Here is an 18,931-nt window from a genome sequence, read left to right on the forward strand (position 1 = left end):
AGATGACGGCTGAATTATTAGTGAACGTAACGCCATCCGAAACGCGCGTTGCGTATATTGATGGCGGTATTCTGCAGGAAATCCATATTGAGCGTGAAGCGCGACGCGGAATAGTAGGCAATATCTACAAAGGTCGTGTTAGCCGAGTGCTGCCGGGAATGCAGGCGGCTTTTGTAGATATTGGTCTGGATAAGGCGGCGTTCCTCCACGCCTCCGATATCATGCCGCATACCGAATGCGTTGCCGGTGAGGAGCAAAAGCAGTTTACCGTGCGCGATATTTCGGAGCTGGTGCGTCAGGGCCAGGACCTGATGGTTCAGGTGGTTAAAGATCCGCTCGGTACCAAAGGCGCGCGTCTGACCACCGATATTACCCTGCCTTCCCGCTATCTGGTTTTTATGCCAGGCGCCTCCCATGTGGGGGTCTCTCAGCGGATTGAAAGCGAAGCCGAGCGCGAGCGGCTGAAAAAGGTCGTGGCAGAGTACTGCGACGAGCAGGGCGGGTTTATCATTCGCACCGCCGCGGAAGGGGTCCACGAGCAGGAGATGGCCGCCGATGCCGCCTATCTTAAGCGCGTATGGACCAAAGTGATGGAGCGCAAAAAGCGCAACCAGACCCGCTATCAGCTGTACGGCGAGCTGGCCCTGGCTCAGCGCGTGCTGCGGGATTTTGCCGATGCGCATCTCGATCGTATTCGCGTCGACTCGCGGCTGACCTATGAGGCGCTGCTGGAATTTACCGCCGAATATATCCCGGAAATGACCAGCAAGCTGGAACACTACAGCGGCCGTCAGCCGATATTCGATCTCTTTGATGTTGAGAACGAAATTCAGCGCGCGCTGGAGCGTAAAGTCGAGCTCAAGTCCGGGGGCTATCTGATCATCGACCAGACCGAGGCGATGACCACCATCGATATCAACACCGGGGCGTTTGTTGGGCACCGCAATCTTGACGATACTATCTTCAATACCAATATCGAAGCCACCCAGGCGATAGCCCGCCAGCTGCGTTTGCGTAACCTCGGCGGCATTATCATCATTGATTTCATCGACATGAACAATGAAGACCATCGCCGGCGGGTGTTGCACTCCCTGGAGCAGGCCCTCAGCAAAGACCGGGTGAAGACCAGCATCAACGGTTTCTCCCAGCTGGGTCTGGTGGAGATGACGCGGAAACGCACCCGCGAAAGCGTGGAGCATGTGCTGTGCAACGAATGCCCGACCTGCCACGGACGCGGAACGGTAAAGTCCGTGGAAACGGTATGCTATGAGATTATGCGTGAGATCGTTCGCGTGCATCATGCTTATGATTCCGATCGCTTCCTGGTCTATGCTTCCCCTGCGGTGGCGGAAACCCTGAAAGGGGAAGAGTCGCATGCGCTGGCTGAAGTGGAGATCTTTGTCGGCAAGCAGGTGAAGGTACAAATTGAGCCGCTCTATAATCAAGAGCAGTTCGATGTGGTTATGATGTAAGACACCGCGTCATTGTGCGGCTGACAAGGAGAGAGGCGTGAGGCGACTGCCCGGGATTTTATTGCTCACCGTGGCAACATTGATTGTTATCGTCGCGCTGCTGGTGAGTGGCTTGCGTCTCGTGTTGCCGCAGCTCGACGCCTGGCGTCCGCAGCTGCTGGAGAAAATCTCCGCCCTCACCGGCACGCCGGTGGATGCCTCGCAGATCGCCGCCAGCTGGCAAACTTTTGGCCCAACATTAGATGTCCGCGATATTCATGTTGGGCTGAAGGATGGCGGGACAATGGCGGTCAAGCGCGTGACCCTGGCGCTGGACGTCTGGCAAAGTCTGCTGCATATGCGCTGGCAGTTTCGCGATCTCACCTTCTGGCAGCTGCAGGTCCATACCAATACCCCGATTCAGACCAATGACGGCGGCGAAAGTCTGAAAACCGACCGCATCAGCGATCTCTTTTTACGTCAGTTCGACCACTTTACTCTGCGCGACAGCCATCTGAGCTTCCTGACCATTTCTGGTCAGCGGGCGGAGCTGGCGGTCCCGCAGCTGACCTGGCTTAACGGCAGGAACCGTCACCGCGCCGAGGGGCAGCTCAGCCTTTCCAGTCTCACCGGCCAGCATGGCGTCATGCAGGTGCGGATGGATCTCCGCGATGAGGATGGCCTGCTGAATAAAGGCCGGGTCTGGCTGCAGGCTGACGATATTGACGTCAAACCCTGGCTGGGCCGCTGGATGCAGGACAATATCGCGCTGAAAAGCGCCCGCTTCAGCCTCGAAGGCTGGATGACTATTGAAAAAGGCGATGTAGCCAGCGGCGACGTATGGCTGAAAAAAGGGGGCGCCAGCTGGCAAGGGGATAGCGAGGTTCATCATCTGTCAGTGGATAACCTGACGGCGCATCTCTCTCACGACAAGCAGAGCTGGGGCTTCTATATTCCCGATACGCGGATCGCGATCGACGATAAACCGTGGCCAAGCGGCGCGCTGGCGATGGCGTGGATCCCGGGGCAGGATGTCGGTGGCGACGGTCATCAGCGTAGCGATGAATTACGTATTCGCGCCAGCAATTTAGCGCTCAGTGGCCTGAGCGGATTGCAGCCGTTTGCCGATAAGCTGGCGCCTTCTTTGGGCGAACTCTGGCGCACCACGCAGCCCAGCGGCAAAATCAATCTGCTGGCTCTCGATATTCCCCTGCAGGCGACGGAGAAAACGCGCTTTCAGGCGCAGTGGAGCGATCTGGCGTGGAAGCAGTGGAAACTCCTGCCGGGAGCGGAACACTTTTCCGGCAGCCTGAATGGCAGCGTGGAGCACGGGGAACTGCGCGCCCGCATGACGAAGGCGCAGATGCCGTATGCCGGAGTTTTCCGGGCCCCGCTGGAGATCGCCGCTGGCGAAGCCACCCTCAGCTGGGTGAAAAATGACAAAGGCTTTATGCTTGATGGCCGCGATATTGACGTGCAGGCGACGGGGGTACGCGCCCGCGGCGGCTTCCGCTATCTGCAACCGCAGGGGGACGATCCGTGGCTGGGCATTCTGGCGGGGATCAGCACCAACGATGGCGGCCAGGCGTGGCGTTACTTCCCGGAAAACCTGATGGGCAAAGCGCTGGTGGACTATCTCAGCGGCGCGATTAAAGCCGGGCAGGCCCGCGATGCGACGCTGGTGTATGGCGGTAACCCACATCTGTTCCCGTATCCGCACAATGAAGGCCAGTTCCAGGTTTACGTCCCGCTGAAGAATGCCACTTTCGCTTTTCAACCGGACTGGCCGGCGCTGACCGGGCTGAATATCGACCTCAATTTTATCAACAGCGGCCTGTGGATGCGGGCGGATAAAGCGATGCTCGGCAATGTGACCGCCAGCAATCTCGATGCCGTGATCCCGGATTATGCGCAGGAAAAACTGCTGATTGATGCTGACATCAAAGGCCCGGGCAAAGAGGTGGGCCCTTATTTCAACACCACGCCATTGAAAGCCTCGCTCGGGGCAGCGCTGGATTCCCTGCAGCTGAATGGGGATGTGAGCGCTCGCTTACATCTGAATATCCCCCTCGATGGCGAGATGACCACCGCGAAAGGCGATGTACGGCTGCAGAATAATAGCTTGTTTATCAAGCCATTAGATACTACGTTGCAGAACCTGAGCGGTAATTTCAGCTTTGTGAATGGCGATCTCAATAGTCAAACGTTGAGCGCGACCTGGTTTAATCAGCCGCTGAACCTCAATTTTTCCACCCGCGAAGGCGAAAAAGCGTTTCTGGTGGATGTCGGGATGAACGCCAGCTGGCAGCCGTCGCGCACCGGGCTGCTGCCGAAAGCGGTTAATGAGACGCTGAGCGGTAGCGTTTCGTGGGATGGCAAGGTCGCTATCGAACTGCCGTACCATGGCAATGCCAGCTATAAGGTTGATATCAATGGCGATCTGAAGAATGTGAGCAGTCACTTACCTTCACCGGTCAACAAGTCCGCTGGCGAACCCCTGCCGGTCAAAATTAACGTCGCCGGCGGTCTGAGCAGCTTCGACCTGACCGGATCCGTTGGCGCGAAGAATCATATCAACAGCCGCTGGTTGCTGAACCGTAAGCTGACGCTGGACAGAGCGATCCTCACGACGGATAGCAAAGGCCTCTCTCCGCTGCCCGACCAGCCCGGCGTTGAACTCAATCTGCCGCCGATGGATGGCGCGCAGTGGCTGGCGCTGTTCCAGAAGGGCGCGGCGAATGAAGTCAGCAGCAGCGTCCTCTTTCCACCGCGCATTGTGCTGCGTACGCCGTCGCTGGCGCTGGCCGGCCAGCAATGGAACAACGTCAGTCTGATGTCGCAGCCGGTCGCCGGCGGCTCGCAGGTTGAGGCGCAGGGGCGTGAGATCAACGCCACCCTGACGATGCGCGACAATGCCCCGTGGCTGGCAAATGTGCGTTATCTCTATTTCAACCCGGCCAGCGCCAGCGGCAAGGGCGGAACGGAGAACGTGACTTCTCAGGCGGAGACGCGGCTGGATTTCCACGGCTGGCCCGATCTGCAACTGCGCTGCGCGGAATGCTGGCTGTGGGGGCAAAAATATGGCCGCATCGACGGCGATGTGACGATCAAGGGCGATACCTTAACGCTCTCCAACGGCCTGGTGGATACCGGGTTTGGCCGGCTGACGACCGACGGCGTGTGGGTTAACGCCCCTTCCGGGGTGCGCACCTCGCTGAAAGGCAGACTGCATGGCAATAAAACGGATGAATTTGCGGATTTCTTTGGCGTTTCCACACCGGTGAAGGATTCGCCGTTTGATATCGACTACGATCTCCACTGGCGCGCGCCGCCCTGGTCACCCGATGTCGCCTCGCTCAATGGGATCATTAAAAGCCACCTCGGCAAGGGGCAGTTTACCGACCTGAGTACCGGACATGCAGGCCAGCTGCTGCGTTTGCTGAGCGTCGATGCCCTACTGCGCAAACTGCGCTTCGACTTCAGCGATACCTTCAGCGAAGGTTTTTACTTTGACTCGATTAACAGTACGGCATGGATTAAGGATGGCGTACTGCATACCGATGATACGCTGGTGGATGGTCTGGAGGCGGACATTGCCATGAAAGGGTCGGTCGATCTGGTGCGTCGCCAGCTGGATCTGCAGGCGGTGGTAGCGCCGGAGATCTCCGCGACCGTCGGCGTGGCGGCGGCTTTTGCTGTCAACCCGATTGTCGGCGCGGCGGTGTTTGCCGCCAGCAAGGTGCTGGGGCCGCTGTGGAACAAAGTCTCGATACTGCGCTATCGCATCACCGGCCCGATTGACCAGCCGCAGATCAATGAAGTGCTGCGCCAGGCGCGCAGCAACAAAAAGCAATGATTTGACGATTGCCGGGAATTGCCGCAATCTCAATAGATAGCCTTCTGTATTTCCGCCTGTCAGGCGGCAACAAACGAGTAGCATAACGATGAGTCTGAACCTGGTAAGTGAACAATTACTGTCGGCAAATGGCCTGAATCATCAGGACCTGTTTGCCATTCTTGGTCAACTGACCGAGCGCCGCCTCGATTACGGCGATCTTTATTTTCAGTCGAGCTATCACGAATCCTGGGTTCTGGAAGACAGCATCATTAAAGATGGGTCGTACAATATCGACCAGGGCGTAGGCGTGCGCGCCGTCAGCGGCGAAAAAACGGGCTTTGCCTACGCTGACCAGATCAGCAAGCTGGCGCTGGAGCAGAGCGCCCAGGCGGCGCGGACCATTGTGCGCGAGACCGGCAATGGCAAAGTACAGACCCTCGGCACCGTAGAGCACAGCGCCCTCTATACCAGCATCGACCCGCTGCAGAGTATGAGCCGGGAAGAGAAGCTGGATATTCTTCGCCGGGTCGACAAAGTCGCTCGCGCGGCGGATCAGCGTGTGCAGGAGGTTTCGGCCAGCCTGAGCGGCGTCTATGAACTGATTCTGGTGGCCGCCACCGACGGCACTCTGGCCGCGGACGTTCGTCCGCTGGTGCGCCTCTCGGTCAGCGTACTGGTGGAAGAGGACGGCAAACGCGAGCGCGGCAGCAGCGGCGGCGGCGGGCGTTTTGGCTATGACTATTTCCTTGCCTCTCAGGAGGGCGAAGTGCGGGCCGATGCCTGGGCGAAAGAAGCGGTGCGCATGGCGCTGGTTAACCTCTCAGCGGTCGCCGCCCCAGCGGGAATGCTGCCAGTGGTGCTCGGCGCCGGCTGGCCTGGCGTCCTGCTGCACGAAGCGGTCGGTCACGGCCTGGAAGGCGATTTCAACCGTCGCGGCACCTCGGTCTTTAGCGGTCATATGGGGGAATTAGTCGCCTCTGAACTGTGCACCGTCGTGGACGACGGCACCATCGTCGATCGTCGTGGCTCAGTGGCTATCGATGATGAAGGCACGCCGGGTCAATACAATGTGCTGATCGAAAACGGCATCCTGAAAGGCTACATGCAGGATAAACTCAATGCGCGTCTGATGGGCGTCGCGCCGACCGGCAACGGCCGCCGTGAATCCTATGCCCATCTGCCGATGCCGCGTATGACCAACACCTATATGCTGGCGGGCCAGTCCACGCCACAGGAGATTATCGAGTCGGTGGACTATGGTATCTTCGCGCCTAACTTCGGCGGCGGGCAGGTGGATATCACCTCCGGTAAGTTTGTCTTCTCCACCTCCGAGGCCTATCTGATCGAAAAAGGCAAGGTCACGAAGGCGGTGAAAGGGGCGACCCTGATCGGCTCCGGGATTGAGACCATGCAGCAGATTTCGATGGTGGGTAACGATCTGCGTCTGGATAACGGCGTCGGCGTCTGTGGCAAAGAGGGCCAGAGCGTGCCGGTGGGCGTTGGCCAGCCGACCCTGAAGGTCGATAATCTTACCGTCGGCGGCACCGCCTGATCCTGACCGGGTTCCCGGCGTCGCCGGGAACCGCTTCAGCGGGCGATCCCTCTCCCGTGCATCCCCTGATAGATCTTCGCCACGTCGACAAAATACTCTGTCAAATAGTTGATACAGACCTGCACTTTCAGCGGCAGTTTATCCTTTTCGGTGTACAGGGCGTAAACCGGCCGCGGATCGGACTGGTAGCTCGGCAGCAGGATCTCAAGCTCACCACGATTGATCTCTTCGATCGCCCACATCAACGGCACATAGGCGATACCCACCCCGGCGGTCAGCCAGCGCACCAGCGTCATGGGGTCGTTGGTCACAAAGCGCCCCTGTGGGGTCAGGCGGGTTGAGATCCCTTCCGGCGCGATAATGACAAACTCATTGTCCGGCCGCACGCTATATTCCAGCCAGGCATGCCCGGTAAGATCGGCCGGTTTCTCCGGATTGCCAGCCTGCGCCAGATAGCTTTTCGCGGCGCATAATACCATCGGCATTGATCCCAGGCGGCGGGAAAAAAGGCTGGAATCCTGCAGGGCACCCACGCGGATCACCACGTCAAGACCGTCGGCGATCAGGTCCGGCGCAGGTATGCCGGTGACCAGATTGACGGAGAGCCCGGGGTATTCTTTCAGCATTTTCGCCGTTATGCGCGCCAGAACATTCTGTGCCATAGTTGAAGAGCAGCCGATACGCAGCGTCCCGATGGGGGTGTTGTTAAATGCGTATAATTGCTCATGGACATCCTGCGCTTCAAACAGCATCCTACGGCAGCCCTGATAGTAAATTTTACCCGCTTCCGTTAAGCCAAGGCTGCGGGTGCTGCGGTTGAGCAGCTTCACCTGCAGTTCATCTTCCAGTTTGGCGACGGTCTGACTGATTGAGGAAACGCTCATCTGAAGCTGGCGGGCCGCTGCGGTGAAGGAACCTAATTCGACCACTTTGGCGAAAACGGACATGCGCTTTAATCGTTCCATTATTCACTCTGGCTTAAAAGTGATTTAGATCACACATTGTAGATAATGCGGCAATCGTTACGTTAATATATTGTTAGCTACATAATAAACGCATCTGCTCACTACCTGTACGCTTCTTATTCAAGGTCATCATGAGTCTGTTTCCTGTCATCGTGATTTTCGGCTTATCGTTTCCGCCGATCTTCTTCGAGTTGCTGTTGTCGCTGGCCATCTTCTGGCTGGTGCACCGATTGCTGGTTCCGACCGGCATTTACGATTTTGTCTGGCACCCTGCACTGTTTAATACGGCGCTATATTGCTGCCTTTTTTATTTGATATCGCGCTTGTTCGTTTGAGGTTGATGTGAAAACACTAACAAGAAATATCCTCCGTACTGCTATTACCGTGATACTGGTCATTTTGGCCTTCGTAGCGATTTTCCGCGCCTGGGTTTACTACACCGCCTCGCCGTGGACGCGGGATGCGCGCTTTAGCGCCGACATTGTGGCCATTGCCCCCGACGTCTCCGGGCTGATCTCCCAGGTAAACGTCAAGGATAACCAACTGGTTAAGAAAGACCAGGTATTGTTCGTTATTGACCAGCCTCGTTACCAAAAAGCGCTGGCGCAGGCGGAAGCCGATGTCGCCTACTACCAGACGTTAGCCCAGGAAAAACGTGTCGAAGCCGGTCGGCGTAATAAGCTTGGCGTCCAGGCGATGTCGCGGGAAGAGATTGACCAGGCGAACAATGTGCTGCAGACGGTTGAGCATCAGCTGGCGAAAGCGGTGGCCAGCCGCGACCTGGCCAGACTGGACCTGGAGCGCACGGAGATTCGTGCCCCTGCGGATGGTTGGGTAACCAACCTTAACGTCTATACCGGGGAATTTATCACCCGCGGCTCCACGGCGGTGGCGCTGGTGAAAGAGAATACATTTTACGTCATGGCCTATCTGGAAGAGACCAAACTGGAAGGCGTCCGTCCTGGCTACCGGGCGGAAATTACCCCGCTTGGCAGCAGCAAAACCATTAAAGGCACGGTGGACAGTATCGCTGCGGGGGTAACCAACGCCAGCAGCAGCAGCGACTCGAAAGGGATGGCCTCGGTGGATTCCAACCTTGAATGGGTGCGTCTGGCGCAGCGTGTGCCGGTACGTATTCGTCTTGACCACCAGCAGGGGAATCTGTGGCCATCGGGCACCACGGCGACGGTGGTGATCACCGGTAAAGAAGACCGTGATACCAGCCAGGCCAACTTCTTCCAGAAACTGGCTATGCGCCTGCGCGAATTCGGTTAATCGCTATGGGGACATACACTATTGCTCCCCAGCATCTCCGCTTTGCTATTAAGCTGGCATGCGCGGTGGTGCTGGCGCTGTTCGTCGGCTTCCATTTTCAGCTCGAAACGCCGCGCTGGGCGGTGCTGACCGCGGCAATCGTCGCCGCTGGCCCGGCCTTTGCCGCCGGGGGAGAGCCGTACTCCGGTGCGATCCGCTATCGCGGCATGTTGCGTATTGCCGGGACCTTTATCGGCTGTATTGCGGCGCTGGTTATCATCATCCTGATGATCCGCGCCCCTCTGCTGATGATGCTGGTATGCTGCCTGTGGGCCGGGTTTTGTACCTGGGTTTCGTCGCTGGTCAAGGTCGAAAACTCCTATGCCTGGGGACTGGCCGGCTACACCGCGCTGATTATCATTATTACCATCCACACCGATCCGATGCTGGCGCCGCAGTTTGCCGTTGAGCGCTGCAGCGAAATTGTCATCGGGATTGTCAGCGCCATCGTCGCCGATCTGCTTTTCTCCCCGCGTTCGATTAAAAAAGAGATCGACCTTGAGCTGGATAACCTGCTGATTGCCCAGTATAAGCTGATGCAGTTATGCGTTGCGCACGGCGAAAAAGAGGAAGTGGATCAGGCCTGGGGAGCGCTGGTGCGTCGTACCACGGCGCTGGAAGGCATGCGCAGTAACCTGATTATGGAATCCTCTCGCTGGGCTAAGGCGAATCAACGCCTGAAGGCGATCAATACCCTCTCGCTAACGCTTATCACCCAGGCTTGCGAAACCTACCTGATTCAGAACTCGCGACCGGAAATGGTGACGGACGACTACCGCGAGCTGTTTGCTGAGCCGGTTGAGACAGTGCAGGATGTTCACCAGCAGCTGAAGCGTATGCGTCGCTTCCTGACCTGGAAAGGCGAGCATAATACGCCGGTCACCATCTACAGCTGGGTAGGCGCAGCCACCCGTTACCTGCTGCTTAAGCGTGGCGTGGTGGGCAATACCAAAATCAGCCGCATCGAAGACGGTGTATTGCGCGGCGAAACGGTGGTTAAAGTGGAGTCCGCCGAGCGTCACCACGCGATGGTGAACTTCTGGCGTACCTCCGTCTCCTGTATCCTCGGGACGCTGTTCTGGCTGTGGACGGGCTGGACCTCAGGCAGCGGGGCGATGGTAATGATTGCCGTGGTTACCGCGCTGGCGATGCGTCTACCTAACCCGAGAATGGTGGCGATAGACTTCCTCTACGGTACTCTGGCGGCGTTACCGCTGGGTACCCTGTACTTTCTGGTGATCATGCCGGCGACGCAGCAGAGTATGCTGCTGCTCTGTATCAGCCTGGCGGCGATGGCGTTTTTTATCGGTATCGAAGTGCAGAAAAGGCGCCTCGGATCGCTGGGGGCGCTGGCGAGCACCATCAACATTCTGGTGCTGGATAACCCGATGCAATTCCAGTTCAGTCAGTTCCTCGACAGCGCGCTGGGGCAGATCGTCGGCTGTTTCCTCGCCCTGATGGTGATTCTGATTGTCAGGGATAACTCCCGGGCAAGAACCGGTCGGGTGCTGCTGAACCAGTTTGTCTCAGCGGCGGTCTCTTCGCTGACCACCAATTCGGCGCGTCGCAAAGAGAATCATCTGCCCGCGCTCTATCAGCAGCTGTTTTTGTTGCTCAACAAATTTCCCGGCGATGTCGCCCGTTTCCGTCTGGCGTTGACGTTAATCATTGCCCACCAGCGCCTGCGCGATGCGCCCGTGCCGGTGAACGAGGATTTGTCGGCGTTCCATCGCCAGCTGCGACGTACTGCGGATCATGTCATCTCCGCCGGGAGCGATGATAAGCGTCGGCGCTACTTTACCCGGCTGCTGGCGGAGCTTGATGTTTATCAGGAGAAGCTGCGGGTCTGGGAGGCTTCGCCGCAGGTGACCGAGCCGGTACGGCGACTGGTTGAGATGTTGCACAAGTACCAGCATGTGCTGACCAGCAGTTAACCCATAAACCGACGCCCAGGCGTCGGTTTTTTTATCGCTATACTTAACGGCGACAGGAAGAGAAGCGGGAGGGGCTGTCATGACCACCTATACGTTTGATTTTGACGAAATCGCCGAGCAACAGGATTTCTATCGGGAGTTCTCCCGGACCTTCGAGCTGGCTCAGGATAAGGTCAACAACCTTGATTCGCTATGGGACGCGGTGACCGGTGGGCTGCTGCCGCTGCCGCTGGACATTGAGTTCATCCATTTAAATGACAAGCAGCGTCGGCGCTTTGGGGCATTAATTTTATTATTTGATGAAGCAGAGGAAGAGCTGGAGGGGGAGTTACGTTTTAACGCCCGGCAGGCATAAAAAAGCCCCCGGCAGGCGGGGGCAAGTCGTCGAAATAAGACGACGAGGGTTTATTTGTACAGCTCAGCGGTGGCGTGCCAGCTATCGCCGGTACGTGCTTCAATAATACGGTAGCTGCTGGCGCCTTCTTTCTCGGCTTTAGCGGCCAGTTCCTGACGCATGTCCATTGGCGCACTACCTACCTGGGAAACCGAGATGGTGCCCATGGACTGCAGGTTTTGTGCTTGTTCCGCGTTCACTTGCTGAACGGCCGCGCTTGCGCCGAAAGAGAGAAGGGAAGCCAGGCCAAGGGATGCGATGATCATTGCGCGTTTCATAATCTTTACTCCAGTCTTTGTTTCGCCGCGGCGGGCGATGAATGGGGCCGGGCCGCGGTAGAGAATTTTTGTCGGTTAATCGTTGACGATCTAAAACTTATTTATACAGCTCAGCAGTGGCATGCCAGTGGTCGCCAGTGCGGGCTTCGATAATGCGGTAAGAAGAAGCTCCTTCTTCCTGCGCTTTTTTGTTCAGCATTTCATGCATATCCATCGGGGATGATGCTACCGCGCCGACGGATACTGTGCCGATGGCCTCGCGGCCCTGGGCCTGCTCGCTGTTGATAACGTCAGCGGCGAAAGCGCCAAACGACATGACGGACAGGATGCTGAGAGCTGCTACAGTGGTTTTGATTTTCATGATGTTCACCTCGTCGAATCTTTTTGTTGAGGGTCTTTGTTTCGTGACCCTCATCACAAAAACAAGTATACACTAATCACCAAAAATATTAATACCATGCTAATTGTTTTGTGCGTTAATAGTTACAATGGATTGCGCTTTTTATAACCGATAAGAATTAAAAATGACAAGTCGTAGACGGAGATAAGTTTTATTTCTAATAAAATCATAAAGGTATACGATTTTGATCTTTTGTGCGTTTTAGGCGTTTGCCTTACGTAAAAGAACGTATAGACAGGCTAAATCACACAAAATGTTAAATTTTTGTTGAGTTGAAAGGGGAAGAGAGAAGAGGGAGTAATCCACCCTCTGACGATTGCCAGAGGGGAATGCTCAGAGTTCCTGTTCGAACAGTACCAGGATAGCGTCGTGCAGATCTTTCACTGTGAAACCACGCGCTGGCGTGGTGAAGATGGTGTCATCCCCGGCGATGCTGCCAAGAATACCTTCCGCCTTGCCCAGCGAGTCGAGAAGACGGGCGATCAGCTGCGCTGCACCGGGGCTGGTATGGATCACCACGACGGCATCGTTATAGTCGATATCCAGCACCAGATTTTTCAGCGGGCTGGAGGTGGTCGGCACGCCAAGCTCGGCAGGCAGGCAATAGACCATTTCCATTTTGGCGTTACGGGTACGAACCGCGCCAAATTTGGTGAGCATGCGGGAAACCTTCGATTGGTTGATATTCTCGAAGCCCTCTTCCTGCAGCGCCTGAACGATCTCTCCCTGCGAGCTGAATTTCTCTTCTTTAAGCAGCGCTTTAAACGCTTTAACCAGTTCTTCTTGTTTTGCCGAACTTCGCATAAGTCACCCAGATTATGGTGGTAAAATCAACATCATTATGCATAACCGTGAATTTTTATGCAAATAATCCGCGAAGGGATAGGTCAATAATGTTATGAAGGGGGCATATTTTAGCAAAAAAACCGTATAAGGAACATGTTCTCATCACAACGCTTAAAGCCATGTAAAAGTAAATGAAATGTTATTGAGTTGGTGTTGTTTTGCGCAACTGGCTGGGTGTATTGTAACCAATAGTCGATCCGGTACTTCGCTTTGCTGGATGGTCAGTCAGGAAGCATAACGTGCGCCGCTGTTCTATTGCTACGCACAATCATGCATTCTTCAGCCATAATCATTGTAATTGTTCATCTTGTGAATTAAGGTCCAGGCGACGGAATAACGAAAGACTAAATTAACCATAATAAGGAGTTTAGGATGAAAGTTGCAGTCCTTGGCGCTGCCGGTGGTATCGGCCAGGCGCTTGCCCTACTACTTAAGACCCAACTGCCTTCAGGTTCAGAGCTCTCGTTGTACGACATCGCTCCGGTTACGCCGGGCGTGGCGGTAGATCTAAGTCATATCCCCACAGATGTAAAAATTAAAGGATTTTCCGGTGAAGATGCTACCCCAGCGCTGGAAGGCGCTGATGTGGTGCTGATCTCCGCGGGCGTAGCGCGTAAGCCCGGCATGGATCGTTCAGACCTGTTTAATGTGAATGCGGGTATCGTTAAGAACCTCGTGCAGCAGATTGCCAAAACCTGCCCGCAGGCCTGCATCGGCATTATCACCAACCCGGTGAATACCACCGTGGCTATCGCCGCCGAAGTGCTGAAAAAAGCTGGCGTGTACGATAAAAACAAACTGTTCGGCGTGACTACGCTGGACATCATCCGCTCCAATACCTTTGTGGCGGAGCTGAAAGGTAAATCGGCAACCGAGGTGGAAGTCCCGGTCATTGGCGGTCACTCCGGGGTCACCATTCTGCCTTTACTGTCGCAGATCCCCGGCGTCAGCTTTAGCGATCAGGAAATTGCCGACCTGACTAAACGTATTCAGAACGCCGGTACTGAAGTCGTGGAAGCGAAAGCGGGCGGCGGGTCGGCGACCTTGTCGATGGGCCAGGCGGCTGCCCGTTTTGGTCTCTCTCTGGTTCGCGCCATGCAGGGAGAAAAAGGTGTAGTGGAGTGTGCCTACGTGGAAGGCGACGGCGAGTATGCGCGTTTCTTCTCCCAGCCGCTGCTGCTGGGGAAAAACGGCGTGGAAGAGCGTCAGTCTATCGGCAAACTCAGCGCCTTTGAGCAACAGGCGCTGGAAGGCATGCTGGACACCCTGAAGAAAGATATCGCGCTCGGTGAAGACTTCGTTAACAAGTAACCTCGCACGTGCAAAAAAGCCGGAACCGTTGTTCCGGCTTTTTATTGCCTTGCATTCATGGTGACCGGGTTTCTGGTCAGATTCCCGGCCGATCCGGCATCTAGCGAATAACGTAGCCCCCAGCCGGAGAGCCGCTTAGTTGGTGGCCGGGTATTCCTGAACGGCGATATGGAGCGTGATTTTCTTATCATCTCGCATGATGACCACCGGAATTTCCGATCCCGGACGGATCTCGGCCACCTGATCCATCGTTTCCAGTGCAGAGACCGCAGGTTTGTCATTCACGGAGATGATCACGTCGTTGGCGCGGATCCCCGCCTGTGCGGCCGGTCCGTCCGGCGCGACATCGTTAACCACGATCCCCTGGATCTGATCGATCCCGCCGCCCTGCGCGTGTAGCGGGGCGATCTCCCGGCCGCTAATGCCGATATAGCCGCGGATCACCCGGCCATCGCGGATCAGCTTATCCATAATTTTGGTCGCTAACTGGAACGGGATCGCAAAGCCAATGCCTTCCGGCGTTTCGCCGTCGTTGCTCTTATCAAAGGAGAGGGTGTTAATGCCCATCAGCTCGCCGAGGGAGTTCACCAGCGCCCCGCCGGAGTTACCGTGGTTGATCGACGCGTCAGTCTGCAGGAAATTCTGGCGCCCGGTGGGGTTGAGGCCAATGCGCCCTGTGGCGCTGATGATCCCCTGGGTGATGGTCTGTCCCAGGTTATAGGGGTTGCCAATCGCCAGCACCACATCGCCGATGTGCGGCGTGCGTTTCGGGTTGATCGGGATCACCGGCAGCCCGCCGGTGGCGTTGATCTTCAGCACCGCGAGGTCGGTCAGGGAATCGGAGCCTACCAGCAGCGCTTCGAAGACCCGGCCGTCCTGCAGCGCGACGATAATCTGGTCGGCATCGTTAATCACATGCTTGTTGGTCAGGATATAGCCGCGCTGGTCCATGATCACCCCGGAGCCTAGCGTCAGCTGATTATGGCTGGTGCTGTTCAGGGCGCGGTTATAGACGTTCACTACGGCGGGCGCCGCGCGGCGTACGGCGGCGTTATAGCTCGCAGGGGAGTCGTCTGCCGTATCGTTCTGAGTGGTCGGCGCCAGCTGCCACTGGCGCAGCGAAGGCATCAAGGCCAACAGCAGGCCCCCGACAAGCAAACCGATGAGTACTGAACGTAATAACTTTCCAGGCATGATGCAGATATCGTTAATGAATGGTCAGGCGCAGCATAGCATGAGTTGTCCGGACATCGCACATGGCGGCGATGTCCGGGAAGACAATCAGCGTAGCAGCAGATAGATGCTTTCGTTGCCGCGGATCACATTCAGGGCGATGACCGGCGGTTTGCCTTCAAGCACTTTGCGCAGTTCGGCAATCGAATGAATACGTTCCCGGTTAAGGCCAATGATAATGTCATCCTTATGCAGGCCGACCTGGGCGGCGGCGCTGCCTTTATCGACATTATCGATCACCACCCCTTTGGTACCATCTTTCATCTGACCGTCGCTGAACGAGGCCCCCTGCAGAGCCGGGATAATCAGCTCAGCGCTGGCGGTGGAGGAGGTGCTCTTATCCAGCGTCACTTCGACATCGACCGGTTTTCCATCGCGCAGCAGGCCCAGTTTGACTTTGGTCCCCGGCTCGGTGGTGGCGATCCGCGAGCGCAGTTCGGCAAAACTGTTCAGCGGTTTGCCGTTCAGGCTAACGATGACGTCGCCGGATTTGATCCCCGCTTTGGCGGATCCGGAGTTTGGCAGCACTTCACTGACGAAGGCGCCGCGCTGAACGTTGAGGTTCATCGCCTTGGCGATATCGGCGCTCATTTCCATGCCTTTAATGCCCAGCAGGCCGCGCTTGATTTCGCCAAACTGAATGAGCTGGTCGGCGAGGGTTTTCGCCATGTTGCTCGGGATGGCGAAGCCGATGCCGATGCTGCCGCCGCCCGGCGCCAGGATCGCGGTGTTGATCCCGATAAGCTCGCCGTTGAGGTTCAACAGCGCGCCGCCGGAGTTGCCGCGGTTGATGGAGGCATCGGTCTGGATGAAATTCTCCAGCCCTTCAAGGTTCAGGCCGCTGCGGCCAAGGGCAGAGATAATGCCGGAGGTGGCGGTCTGGCCAAGGCCGAACGGGTTGCCGACGGCGACGGCGAAGTCGCCGACGCGCAGTTTATCGGAGTCAGCAATGGCGATTTGCGTCAGGTTTGACGGCTTAATCAGCTGCAGTAGCGCAATATCGCTCTGTTCATCGCTGCCGACCAGTTTGGCATCAAATTCACGGCCATCGTTCAGCTGGACGCTGATCTTCTGCGCCTGATTGATGACGTGATTATTGGTCAGCACGTAGCCTTTCGCTGCGTCGATGATGACGCCGGACCCGAGCCCTTCGAACGGCTGCGCCTGTTCTTGCGGGGCGTTATCGCCAAAATATTTCTTCAGCTCTTCCGGCATATTGAGCGTCGGCGAGGCAGTGCCTTCCACCTGCACGCTGACTACCGCCGGCAGGACCTTTTCCAGCATCGGCGCCAGGCTTGGTAACGCGCCCTGGCCGGGCACCTGAGTCGGTAAGGATGCTGCTGCCGGAGGCAGAACCGACAACGATAACCCAATGCTTAACGCTAACGCACTCAACAGCAAAGTCTGTTTCTTCATTAGATGCTGGCTCTCGTAATCTGAGGTGTATGGAAAAATGTCCTGAACAAGCTGATGTTATTGAATTTTTGCGCAGGTAACAATGTGGGGACTGGTTTAAATTGTAGCCGGGAAGTGGGGGAAGGAGCGGGCGCGATGGGCGCGCCCGGAGAATATTTTAGCAGAGGCGATCGATTAATCGCGTTTTGCGCCACCGCGCAGTAAACCGGATGCGCCTTCGGAGTAGTCGCGCGGCATCTGGACCGGCGCCTGATCGTTGCTGGCTTCAGACTCTGCCAGGCGGTTGCGGAACGGGTTGGCGTCTGCCATGGAATCCGGCAGCAGGTTGTTAGAGCTTTTCGCCATATGCTGATACAGCTGACGGTAGTCGTGCGCCATGTTATCCAGCAGCTCGGCGCTGCGCGCAAAATGGCTGACCAGCTCTTCACGGTACTCTTCAAGCTCGGCTTTATTCTTTTCCAGTTCGAACTGCAGCGCCTGCTGCTGGCGCAGTTTGCGGTTGCCGAAACGCATGGCGACGGCACCAATGATGATACCGACGACTAACCCAATTAGCGCGTATTCCCAGGTCATGAACATCTCCCGTTGTATTGTGGTTCCGTAGGGTGGCTCTTAGGCTCTCCGCCTGCGCCCGATAGTGCCACTATAACCGCTAATTCCACAGAAGTGGAATCCTGGCGTATCATCGCGTAGTGTAGAACGGCCTTTTTTTCGTCAATCGTGAGCTTCGACATCACGGTTTTCAAGGAATAACAATTAGATCATGCAAAGCCTGTCTCCAACATCGCGTTACCTTTCAGCCCTGAAAGAGGGCAGCCATCAACCCGACGACGTCCAACAAGAAGCGGTGAGCCGCCTTGATACCATTTACCAGGAGCTGCAGACTCAGCCCGCGCCCGTCGCGTCAGGCGGCGGTTTGCGCGCGAAATTCGGCAAACTGCTGGGTAAGCGCGAACCAGCAGCCGAGGCGACGCCTGTCCGCGGCCTGTATATGTGGGGCGGCGTGGGGCGAGGGAAAACCTGGCTGATGGACCTGTTTTACCAGAGCCTGCCGGGCGAGCGTAAGCAGCGCCTGCATTTCCATCGCTTTATGCTGCGGGTGCATGAAGAGCTGACCACCCTGCAGGGCCATAGCGACCCGCTGGAGATTGTCGCCGACCGCTTTAAAGCGGAAACTGACGTGCTCTGTTTCGACGAGTTTTTTGTCTCCGATATTACTGACGCCATGCTGTTGGGCGGTCTGATGAAAGCCCTGTTCGCCCGCGGCATCACGCTGGTGGCGACCTCCAATATTCCGCCGGATGAGCTCTATCGCAATGGTCTACAGCGCGCCCGTTTTCTGCCCGCTATCGACGCCATCAAGCAGCATTGCGATATTATGAACGTTGATGCCGGCATCGATTATCGCTTGCGTACCCTGACCCAAGCGCACCTGTGGTTGTCGCCGCTGAATAACGACACCCGCGAACAGATGGATAAACTGTGGCTGGCGCTGGCCGGCGCGCCGCGCGCTGCCGGGCCGACGCTGGAGATCAACCATCGCGAGCTGCCGACCCTCGGCGTGGAAAACCAGACGCTGGCGGCGTCGTTCGCCACGCTGTGCGTGGATGCCCGCAGCCAGCATGACTATATTGCGCTCTCCCGCCTGTTCCACACCGTGATGCTGTTCGACGTGCCGGTGATGACCGCGCAGCTGGAGAGCGAAGCCCGGCGCTTTATCGCCCTGGTGGATGAGTTCTATGAGCGCCACGTGAAGCTGGTGGTCAGCGCGGCGGTGCCGCTGTACGACATTTATCAGGGAGAGCGGCTGAAGTTTGAGTTCCAGCGCTGTCTGTCGCGCCTGCAGGAGATGCAGAGCGAAGAGTACCTCAAGCGCCCGCATATGCCCTGACAGGACACTTTTCCCGGCGAATTCAGGGCCGCAGGGCCGCCCCGGGAGCTGCCTGAAAAATCTCATAAAGGGGTCGATCTTTGACCCCGACTTCTCTATAATCTTGCG

16 protein-coding genes are annotated in these 18,931 nt (G+C 56.8%); 9 read left to right on the top strand and 7 right to left on the bottom strand.

The features are described 5' to 3' along the window. The first annotated feature begins 2 nt into the window (after positions 1-2). From rng to tldD, 3 genes are all read left to right on the top strand, one after another. Positions 3-1,472, top strand: coding sequence for a ribonuclease G (gene rng / locus ABLV76_RS08500; RefSeq protein ID WP_004206239.1), 1,470 nt, complete (start codon positions 3-5; stop codon positions 1,470-1,472). A gap of 37 nt (positions 1,473-1,509) precedes the next feature. After that, positions 1,510-5,307 (top strand): AsmA2 domain-containing protein YhdP, encoded by a 3,798-nt coding sequence (gene yhdP / locus ABLV76_RS08505; protein ID WP_135683180.1) that lies wholly within the window; start codon positions 1,510-1,512, stop codon positions 5,305-5,307. Between the two features lie 88 nt (positions 5,308-5,395). Beyond that, on the top strand, positions 5,396-6,841 hold the full coding sequence (gene tldD, locus ABLV76_RS08510) for a metalloprotease TldD (RefSeq protein WP_017899933.1): 1,446 nt from the start codon (positions 5,396-5,398) through the stop codon (positions 6,839-6,841). A gap of 35 nt (positions 6,842-6,876) precedes the next feature. On the opposite strand, the gene aaeR is transcribed toward tldD, so the two are convergent. Then, a complete protein-coding gene (gene aaeR, locus ABLV76_RS08515; protein WP_004206235.1) occupies positions 6,877-7,806 on the bottom strand; it encodes an HTH-type transcriptional activator AaeR in 930 nt (309 codons plus the stop codon). 131 nt (positions 7,807-7,937) lie between these two features. On the opposite strand from aaeR, the gene aaeX reads away from it, so the two are divergent. From aaeX to ABLV76_RS08535, 4 genes are all read left to right on the top strand, one after another. After that, a complete protein-coding gene (aaeX, locus tag ABLV76_RS08520; protein ID WP_002918640.1) occupies positions 7,938-8,141 on the top strand; it encodes a p-hydroxybenzoic acid efflux pump operon protein AaeX in 204 nt (67 codons plus the stop codon). A 7-nt stretch (positions 8,142-8,148) separates the two neighbouring features. After that, on the top strand, positions 8,149-9,081 hold the full coding sequence (gene aaeA / locus ABLV76_RS08525; protein ID WP_004206234.1) for a p-hydroxybenzoic acid efflux pump subunit AaeA: 933 nt from the start codon (positions 8,149-8,151) through the stop codon (positions 9,079-9,081). A gap of 5 nt (positions 9,082-9,086) precedes the next feature. Continuing rightward, entirely contained in the window at positions 9,087-11,054 is a 1,968-nt protein-coding gene (gene aaeB / locus ABLV76_RS08530; RefSeq protein WP_004206233.1) for a p-hydroxybenzoic acid efflux pump subunit AaeB, read from the top strand. Between the two features lie 79 nt (positions 11,055-11,133). After that, a complete protein-coding gene (locus ABLV76_RS08535) occupies positions 11,134-11,409 on the top strand; it encodes a barstar family protein (RefSeq protein WP_002918629.1) in 276 nt (91 codons plus the stop codon). Positions 11,410-11,459: 50 nt separating this feature from the next. Here ABLV76_RS08535 and yhcN-B read toward each other — a convergent pair whose 3' ends face one another. From yhcN-B to argR, 3 genes are all read right to left on the bottom strand, one after another. After that, positions 11,460-11,726, bottom strand: a complete 267-nt coding sequence (yhcN-B, locus tag ABLV76_RS08540; protein ID WP_002918627.1) for a DUF1471 family stress response protein YhcN-B — start codon at positions 11,724-11,726, stop codon at positions 11,460-11,462. 97 nt (positions 11,727-11,823) lie between these two features. Continuing rightward, positions 11,824-12,087, bottom strand: a complete 264-nt coding sequence (gene yhcN / locus ABLV76_RS08545; RefSeq protein WP_017899932.1) for a peroxide/acid stress response protein YhcN — start codon at positions 12,085-12,087, stop codon at positions 11,824-11,826. A gap of 372 nt (positions 12,088-12,459) precedes the next feature. Then, complete coding sequence (argR, locus tag ABLV76_RS08550; RefSeq protein WP_002918625.1) at positions 12,460-12,930, bottom strand: transcriptional regulator ArgR; 471 nt, start codon at positions 12,928-12,930, stop codon at positions 12,460-12,462. 414 nt (positions 12,931-13,344) lie between these two features. Here argR and mdh point away from each other — a divergent pair, with 414 nt between their 5' ends. Continuing rightward, entirely contained in the window at positions 13,345-14,283 is a 939-nt protein-coding gene (mdh, locus tag ABLV76_RS08555) for a malate dehydrogenase (RefSeq protein WP_032456665.1), read from the top strand. A gap of 135 nt (positions 14,284-14,418) precedes the next feature. Here mdh and degS read toward each other — a convergent pair whose 3' ends face one another. The 3 genes from degS to zapG form a co-directional block, all read right to left on the bottom strand. Beyond that, positions 14,419-15,477 (bottom strand): outer membrane-stress sensor serine endopeptidase DegS, encoded by a 1,059-nt coding sequence (gene degS, locus ABLV76_RS08560; RefSeq protein WP_002918568.1) that lies wholly within the window; start codon positions 15,475-15,477, stop codon positions 14,419-14,421. Positions 15,478-15,564: 87 nt separating this feature from the next. After that, positions 15,565-16,932 carry a serine endoprotease DegQ gene (degQ, locus tag ABLV76_RS08565; protein WP_017899931.1) on the bottom strand — a complete coding sequence of 456 codons (1,368 nt, stop codon included), beginning with the start codon at positions 16,930-16,932 and terminating at the stop codon, positions 15,565-15,567. A gap of 174 nt (positions 16,933-17,106) precedes the next feature. Continuing rightward, positions 17,107-17,505: a Z-ring associated protein ZapG gene (gene zapG, locus ABLV76_RS08570; protein WP_004206227.1), complete on the bottom strand. Its 399-nt coding sequence runs from the start codon at positions 17,503-17,505 to the stop codon at positions 17,107-17,109. 190 nt (positions 17,506-17,695) lie between these two features. On the opposite strand from zapG, the gene zapE reads away from it, so the two are divergent. Further along, a complete protein-coding gene (gene zapE / locus ABLV76_RS08575) occupies positions 17,696-18,823 on the top strand; it encodes a cell division protein ZapE (protein WP_004206226.1) in 1,128 nt (375 codons plus the stop codon). Positions 18,824-18,931 lie beyond the last annotated feature (108 nt).

The sequence above is a fragment of the Klebsiella sp. GB_Kp047 genome (genome assembly GCF_040065235.1).
In the GTDB taxonomy this organism is placed as follows: domain Bacteria; phylum Pseudomonadota; class Gammaproteobacteria; order Enterobacterales; family Enterobacteriaceae; genus Klebsiella; species Klebsiella quasipneumoniae.

Excerpts from the sequence above, each read along its gene's own strand:
- rng (WP_004206239.1), top strand. The coding sequence starts at position 3 with ATGACGGCTGAATTATTAGTGAACGTAACGCCATCCGAAACGCGCGTT.
- tldD (WP_017899933.1), top strand. The coding sequence starts at position 5,396 with ATGAGTCTGAACCTGGTAAGTGAACAATTACTGTCGGCAAATGGCCTG.
- aaeR (WP_004206235.1), bottom strand. The coding sequence starts at position 7,806 with ATGGAACGATTAAAGCGCATGTCCGTTTTCGCCAAAGTGGTCGAATTA.
- aaeX (WP_002918640.1), top strand. The coding sequence starts at position 7,938 with ATGAGTCTGTTTCCTGTCATCGTGATTTTCGGCTTATCGTTTCCGCCG.
- aaeB (WP_004206233.1), top strand. The coding sequence starts at position 9,087 with ATGGGGACATACACTATTGCTCCCCAGCATCTCCGCTTTGCTATTAAG.
- ABLV76_RS08535 (WP_002918629.1), top strand. The coding sequence starts at position 11,134 with ATGACCACCTATACGTTTGATTTTGACGAAATCGCCGAGCAACAGGAT.
- yhcN-B (WP_002918627.1), bottom strand. The coding sequence starts at position 11,726 with ATGAAACGCGCAATGATCATCGCATCCCTTGGCCTGGCTTCCCTTCTC.
- yhcN (WP_017899932.1), bottom strand. The coding sequence starts at position 12,087 with ATGAAAATCAAAACCACTGTAGCAGCTCTCAGCATCCTGTCCGTCATG.
- argR (WP_002918625.1), bottom strand. The coding sequence starts at position 12,930 with ATGCGAAGTTCGGCAAAACAAGAAGAACTGGTTAAAGCGTTTAAAGCG.
- mdh (WP_032456665.1), top strand. The coding sequence starts at position 13,345 with ATGAAAGTTGCAGTCCTTGGCGCTGCCGGTGGTATCGGCCAGGCGCTT.
- degS (WP_002918568.1), bottom strand. The coding sequence starts at position 15,477 with ATGCCTGGAAAGTTATTACGTTCAGTACTCATCGGTTTGCTTGTCGGG.
- degQ (WP_017899931.1), bottom strand. The coding sequence starts at position 16,932 with ATGAAGAAACAGACTTTGCTGTTGAGTGCGTTAGCGTTAAGCATTGGG.
- zapG (WP_004206227.1), bottom strand. The coding sequence starts at position 17,505 with ATGACCTGGGAATACGCGCTAATTGGGTTAGTCGTCGGTATCATCATT.
- zapE (WP_004206226.1), top strand. The coding sequence starts at position 17,696 with ATGCAAAGCCTGTCTCCAACATCGCGTTACCTTTCAGCCCTGAAAGAG.